7 protein-coding genes are annotated in these 5224 nt (G+C 58.9%); 3 read left to right on the top strand and 4 right to left on the bottom strand.

The window, feature by feature from the left end; translation table 11 throughout:
- Positions 1–1026 precede the first annotated feature (1026 nt).
- The 3 genes from BFL28_RS21735 to BFL28_RS21190 all read right to left on the bottom strand — a co-directional run bounded on the left by BFL28_RS21735 (position 1027) and on the right by BFL28_RS21190 (position 2684).
- On the bottom strand, positions 1027–1152 hold the full coding sequence (locus BFL28_RS21735) for a hypothetical protein (protein ID WP_277621010.1): 126 nt from the start codon (positions 1150–1152) through the stop codon (positions 1027–1029).
- Between the two features lie 48 nt (positions 1153–1200).
- Positions 1201–1392, bottom strand: a complete 192-nt coding sequence (locus BFL28_RS20790) for a hypothetical protein (RefSeq protein WP_131818668.1) — start codon at positions 1390–1392, stop codon at positions 1201–1203.
- Positions 1393–2471: 1079 nt separating this feature from the next.
- Positions 2472–2684, bottom strand: coding sequence for a hypothetical protein (locus BFL28_RS21190; RefSeq protein WP_069321489.1), 213 nt, complete (start codon positions 2682–2684; stop codon positions 2472–2474).
- 224 nt (positions 2685–2908) lie between these two features.
- On the opposite strand from BFL28_RS21190, the gene BFL28_RS15795 reads away from it, so the two are divergent.
- From BFL28_RS15795 to BFL28_RS15785, 3 genes are all read left to right on the top strand, one after another.
- Positions 2909–3088, top strand: a complete 180-nt coding sequence (locus BFL28_RS15795) for a hypothetical protein (protein WP_069321488.1) — start codon at positions 2909–2911, stop codon at positions 3086–3088.
- Positions 3089–3280: 192 nt separating this feature from the next.
- Positions 3281–3589 (top strand): hypothetical protein, encoded by a 309-nt coding sequence (locus tag BFL28_RS15790; protein ID WP_131818667.1) that lies wholly within the window; start codon positions 3281–3283, stop codon positions 3587–3589.
- A 959-nt stretch (positions 3590–4548) separates the two neighbouring features.
- Positions 4549–4731 carry a hypothetical protein gene (locus BFL28_RS15785; RefSeq protein ID WP_069321486.1) on the top strand — a complete coding sequence of 61 codons (183 nt, stop codon included), beginning with the start codon at positions 4549–4551 and terminating at the stop codon, positions 4729–4731.
- A gap of 18 nt (positions 4732–4749) precedes the next feature.
- Here BFL28_RS15785 and BFL28_RS15780 read toward each other — a convergent pair whose 3' ends face one another.
- Complete coding sequence (locus BFL28_RS15780; protein WP_069321490.1) at positions 4750–5205, bottom strand: Ros/MucR family transcriptional regulator; 456 nt, start codon at positions 5203–5205, stop codon at positions 4750–4752.
- Positions 5206–5224: the final 19 nt, after the last annotated feature.

Raw genomic sequence — 5224 nt, 5'->3', positions numbered from 1 at the left:
TCGGCCACGTCTCCACCACCTTGCGCTCAGCCTTACGACGCAGCGGTCTGCAAGCTGCCCATGCGTTACGGCGCCTGCTTGCCATGTCGGTTCGCTATCTCGGCCGTCGCGCGCCGTTTACTATTTGTTAACCTTTAGATTTCATTAACCATGGTGGGGGCAGCGGAGGAAGGTTGCGCCATGGCACACTCTCTCGGTTCGGCGGCGGCACGACTGCTGACAGTCGCTCACACGTTAAATAATCCCGCAGACAGAGAAATCGCTACAAAGTTCGTCGAAGACATGAGGGCGCTTGCCGCATGCGAAGTTGCTCCGCCAGCGCTTCCGCCGAGTTTCAAGCAAGAGCAGGTTGATGCAGCGACGCTCGGCACTGCTTTGCATAGAGCGTTCCCGCTCAATTATGACGCCACCTTCGCCGGACTTATCCGCGCCTTATAAAGTGGCACGCGAATTTACCGGGACACGCCGTGTGTCGGTTTGGCTCGCAGGCAGATAATCGGATAATGCACTCGCAGAAGCCGTTATCACTAACAGCTTACCTTGCTTCAAGGATGTTCCAGCTTTGATGAACCTGGCGTAGGCTCCGCTAGGCGCTCGCCTTGCGCGGCGGGTGTGCCCTTCACCAAATCGAGTTGAGCAAGTAGGCTGTCGAACCGCCCATCCTGAACAGCAGGGAAATGGTGCGTGAACTCAGACCCGATGATCTCCACGCGGGCACGGGCAAACGGCCCGAAAGTGACAATGCGCCGATCAACCAAGAGCCACCCCCGTGATAAGCCGTAAGCCTACCACACGATCCTCTAGCCTAGCTCTACTAAGGTTGAAACACGGCGCTGCACACGCGCATGGCGACCGCCATGGCATCCCCTCCTAAACCGGCAGCGCCTGTTTTTGTGCGCTGTTGAAACGGTGCTGGGTTTGGAAGGTTCCACGCTGCTCATGCCGATGCGAGCAGGCAAGGAGGGGGCACTCTTCGGTGCACTGCTGTCGTTCTAAGAGGCTTACCAGCCTGCTTTGAGAAGAGTGCTACTCGGCGGGCTGGATATCATCCTGTGGCGGGCGTTCGGGCAGCTCACTGACCATGATGCCGGTCACGGTAAGGAACGAGACTACATAGATCGCTACGATCACCACCATGATCGTCTGCAACATGCTTCTACCCCTTTAAGCGCGCCAGCGACCTACACGTCGCTGGCTCAATCACTTTTGTGAAGAGGCTGGAACAAAGACGGGGGCGCGAAGTTCCGCCGCAAGATGCGTCCCATTATGGGACGGATAACTGCCGCTGCTTGCGGCCGTCGGATGCACCGGCATATCGGCTTCGAGGGCGGCGGCATACGCCAGGGTTGTAATCCGATCCGCTTCATTCAAACATAGTGCGATCTGCCGCATGCGAGTGATCCGGTCGACGTCTATTGCGTAAGCCATGCACGCCCTTTCACGCTGCACCGCACAACGTAACGAAGCTGCCGCCGTTCCGCCTCGCACGTCATTGGGTTGTCGGCTGTTGAACCAGCGCGTCGGATCGATTCAGCTTCCGGAACTTAATGGCGTATGCTGGCTGGCGTGGGCTTCTGAAGAAGATGCGGAACAATAGGTGGCCGATGATGTTTAAGCCTCATCGCCGTGGCGATGTTGCCGAGACCGGAATGATATCGGTCCCCCCTGTTGATTTCGGTCTCGGCGACCCCCGGCATCATGTCTAATCAGCGGCGAATAGCTGTTTTCCAGCGTCTTGCTGAGGCCGAGCGGAGCAAGGCTGAGGCAGCCTAGCACCCCTGCGTTCGCGACATTCACCTATCTATCGCGTGCACTTATGAGCGCATGATCATGGCGGAACGTGAACTGGCCGAGTTGGGCGGCGCGAACTCTATGTGTAGCGACCGCTCAGGTGCCAGAAGCTCCGCAATGGCGGCGAGCGTGGCATGTCAAGAACGGTGCAAGAAGGGGGCCAGGAAATGCCGAAATCGGCGAAGTTTCTGAAGTAGCCTAACACATGCGATGGTGTCGCCACACGACCTGTCTAATCTGAAAGGAGAGGAGACGGAAGCATGCGTGAACGAGATGAAGTACACTACTCCCGCCGCGCGGCTGAGGAGCGGCAATCGTCGCAGGATGCGAGCGATTCGACGGCCTATAGTGCGCATGCAAAGCTTGCTCGCGCTTCTGAGCGTAAGGCCAAGCCGTTGAAGCTACGTCTCTGGACGGACTGAAGTAAGGAACTGTCATAGGTCAGTCGGCTGCTGGACCTGTCGACTGGGACCGTGAGGGCGAAAGCGAACACTCGCGCGGAGCAAATCTTGAGCGTCGGCTCAGCGGGACGCCGGCGGCGTAGGGGAGAGCCGCCCCGGCGGATGCTGTCCGGCACCGGGGCGACCAACACGCTGTTGCACCGCTATGTAAACAAAGCTCTAAGGGCGGCGGCGCTACTCACCAGCATCTGCACTTCAGCGGTTAGCCGCTGGAAAACCTCAGGCAGGGCGTCGCAGCCGCGATCGCAGCCAGCGCATCCTTTTGTGAGGCTTTGTTGTCGACAGCGGGCTATCGGCCTTGATCGACGGTAGGTGCGACAGCTGGACCATCAGGCTAGATAGATCGGCACCAAGCGATTCATGATTTTCGTCTTCGAATGCCTTGGTCAACGCGCGCGATGTTGCTTCGAACGATGTAAGATCTTCGGGCATGCCAATCGTCCGCGCACTCGGGTTAAACCGACAAACGGCTGTCATGAGCTATTGTTGCGGATCGATGCCACGGCCAACGTCGCAACAACTGCATCCCCCTGGCGGGGGATCTTGTACAGGGAATTGGATGATTAGCAGTCCTGTCGATGGCGGTTCGAGGAGACCCCCATGGCATTAGCGGTCGCGAGCTTGCCATTCCCGTTGCCGCATGCTTCAGACCGAGCATGCTCTCAAATGGCGACCTGCGACTGATCGTTACAACGGTGCTGGCACGCGCCCCTGACTGGCTGAAGAAGGAGCTGGTGGCGAAGGAAGAGAAGACCCGCCGCGAGGCTGAAGAAAGTCTTGCAACGATGATCGCAGCCGCGCTCGCGAGCTCAAACGACAACCGGTCAGGAGCGTAGTTAAGCAGGCGCGTCATCCAATTTGGCTGTCGCTTGATTATCTCTCCCGTTCCCTCAAGCTGGTTTTGCAATTTTGGTAGCCGTTGACCGCCCCTATTCGCCAGATCGTGCACGGGAATGGCCTCAGCAGCGCGGTTAACGACACCGAAACGAAAGGGAACTAGCTACTCCTCTCAAACGCGGAGGGCTTATATGCAAAACGCATCTGAACTGGAAAGCGTCGTCCAAGCTGCATTGGCGGAAGCCACGTCGATGCTGGCCGCGACAGAAAGCGCTGCCGACGGCGCAAAGGTCACGATGAGCGTGTCGCAGTTTCGGAAGCTGGCCCTGTTGTTAAGGGCATCGGCACAAATAGCGGAGCAAGAGCTTGACCGGTTCGACAGGCCCATTGGCGGCATCCAGTTCTGGGTCCCCCTAACGCACCTAGAGGCTGAGCGCGCCAAAGTTGAGCAGCTTCGCCAGCGGTTTGAGCAAAATCGCTTTTACTGCGAGGCAGCATAGCAGGGCTGCATCGCTGCGCGCTTGCGGCAGTCAGCGAGGTCTTGCCCGCCAGCCGCCCGCCGCCTGCTCAAACAGCCAGTCAGCATCGTCCAGTGGCTCCTCATGGAGTGCTGGCAGCGAGCTTCCCGGGCCAGCCCTGCGCCCCTTGTGCTCGCGAGTGCGGCTTGGGACAGACCGCTCGCTACCATCTGGAAACTGGACCATTACAGCCATACCACCAGATAAAGCGTCAATGGTGACTGCCCGGTTACCGCGCAAAGCGTTTCGCTTGCACGCACCCACAACAGGTCGCACAATGCAGCGGTCGAGCTGCAATCCCCCACGAAGGCAGCTAGACAGGCCGGGAACTTTCAACTCCGGTTCCCGGCCGCCGCTTGGCCGGCTGAACCTAATCTTGTCAGCCTGCATTTCGTGAGCGAAGCGGTTCCATTGTGACCGTCGCGATCCGATGTTCGCCCTAGCCGGGAATGACGGCGCGCCATACTGAGGGGCGCGACATGTCCGGGACGCCTTGTCAGCCTCTCGATCAGTATTTGGGGCAGTCTATCAGCGCCAGGTAGCCGATAAGGCCCATCCGCCAGCTCGTGCGAGAACTTGCTGCCTGATCGTTTCGATTGCATAGTTCTGCCGTCTGGCTGGCGGCTTGCAAACCCCCTCAGTCAGATAGGCCGGGAACAATTCCTACCTGCTTGCAGGTGTTCCCGGCCACCATCCTGTTCGAGAACCGTGCACGCGATGCCGCGTCGTATGCCTGAGCTGCTAGCTATCGATAAACGATACGCGCGCGACTACTTAGTCGCTGGGTCGACGCTGTGACGGATCCTTGGGGAATCATGCCGACCCAGCAACGACGCTATGGCTTCGGAACGCCTAAGATGCTGTTAAGCACCGTTCACGCGAACGAGGGGCAAGGCTAGCGCAAGCTTGTCAAGCTGCGCGTCGCATGCTTCAGCCCGATCATGTTGCCGAACGCCGACCTCCAGAGCATCGTTACCGCGGTGCTGGCCCGCGCGCCTGACTGGCTTAAGAGGGAGCTCATCGCGAAGGAAGAGAAGACCCGCCGCGAGGCTGAAGAAAGCCTCGCAACGATGATCGCGGCCGCACTGGTGAGTGCAAACGACAACAGAACAGGCACGCAGTAAATAGCGAGCCAGGGTGTATCAGCTGGCCGCCTTCGGCTTGCGGGCACCTTTCTGCCCGGGCTTCCGCCCCAGACCAATCTTCTTGGCCATCTCGCGTCGTCGCTCGGAATAAGCGGGCGCAGTCATCGGATAGGTTGCGGGCAGATTGTAGCGGCTGCGGTACTCGTCAGGTGTCAGCCCGTTGGTGCTCAGGTGACGCGTCAAAGTCTTGTAAGGCTTGCCATCGATCATCGAGATGATGTGATCCTTGCTTGCGAGGCTCTTACGCAAGCTAACTGCCGGGGTGTACTCAGCCGCTGGCGGGCCGTCCGGCTGAACTGACGATGGTGACGCGAGGCCGCCTACGGTTGCATGCATGGCTGTCAAGAACGCGACTGCTTCATCCGTCGATGCACGCGTGTTGTTGTTGGCTAGCCAGGCTGCGGTAAGTTCAGCCGCTAACTCAACTGCATTTATATTGGTTTCTTCGCTCATATAGGCTCCGGTAAAAGTG

Source organism: Sphingomonas turrisvirgatae, from assembly GCF_001721295.1.
Lineage (GTDB): Bacteria > Pseudomonadota > Alphaproteobacteria > Sphingomonadales > Sphingomonadaceae > Sphingomonas > Sphingomonas turrisvirgatae.
This window is presented reverse-complemented; position numbering and strand designations above follow the sequence as displayed.

Bases quoted from the DNA above. Each gene is read 5' to 3' on its own strand.
- BFL28_RS15785 (WP_069321486.1), top strand. From the start codon at position 4,549: ATGTTGCCGAACGCCGACCTCCAGAGCATCGTTACCGCGGTGCTGGCC.
- BFL28_RS15795 (WP_069321488.1), top strand. From the start codon at position 2,909: ATGCTCTCAAATGGCGACCTGCGACTGATCGTTACAACGGTGCTGGCA.
- BFL28_RS15790 (WP_131818667.1), top strand. From the start codon at position 3,281: ATGCAAAACGCATCTGAACTGGAAAGCGTCGTCCAAGCTGCATTGGCG.
- BFL28_RS21735 (WP_277621010.1), bottom strand. From the start codon at position 1,152: ATGTTGCAGACGATCATGGTGGTGATCGTAGCGATCTATGTAGTCTCG.
- BFL28_RS15780 (WP_069321490.1), bottom strand. From the start codon at position 5,205: ATGAGCGAAGAAACCAATATAAATGCAGTTGAGTTAGCGGCTGAACTT.
- BFL28_RS21190 (WP_069321489.1), bottom strand. From the start codon at position 2,684: ATGCCCGAAGATCTTACATCGTTCGAAGCAACATCGCGCGCGTTGACC.
- BFL28_RS20790 (WP_131818668.1), bottom strand. From the start codon at position 1,392: ATGCGGCAGATCGCACTATGTTTGAATGAAGCGGATCGGATTACAACC.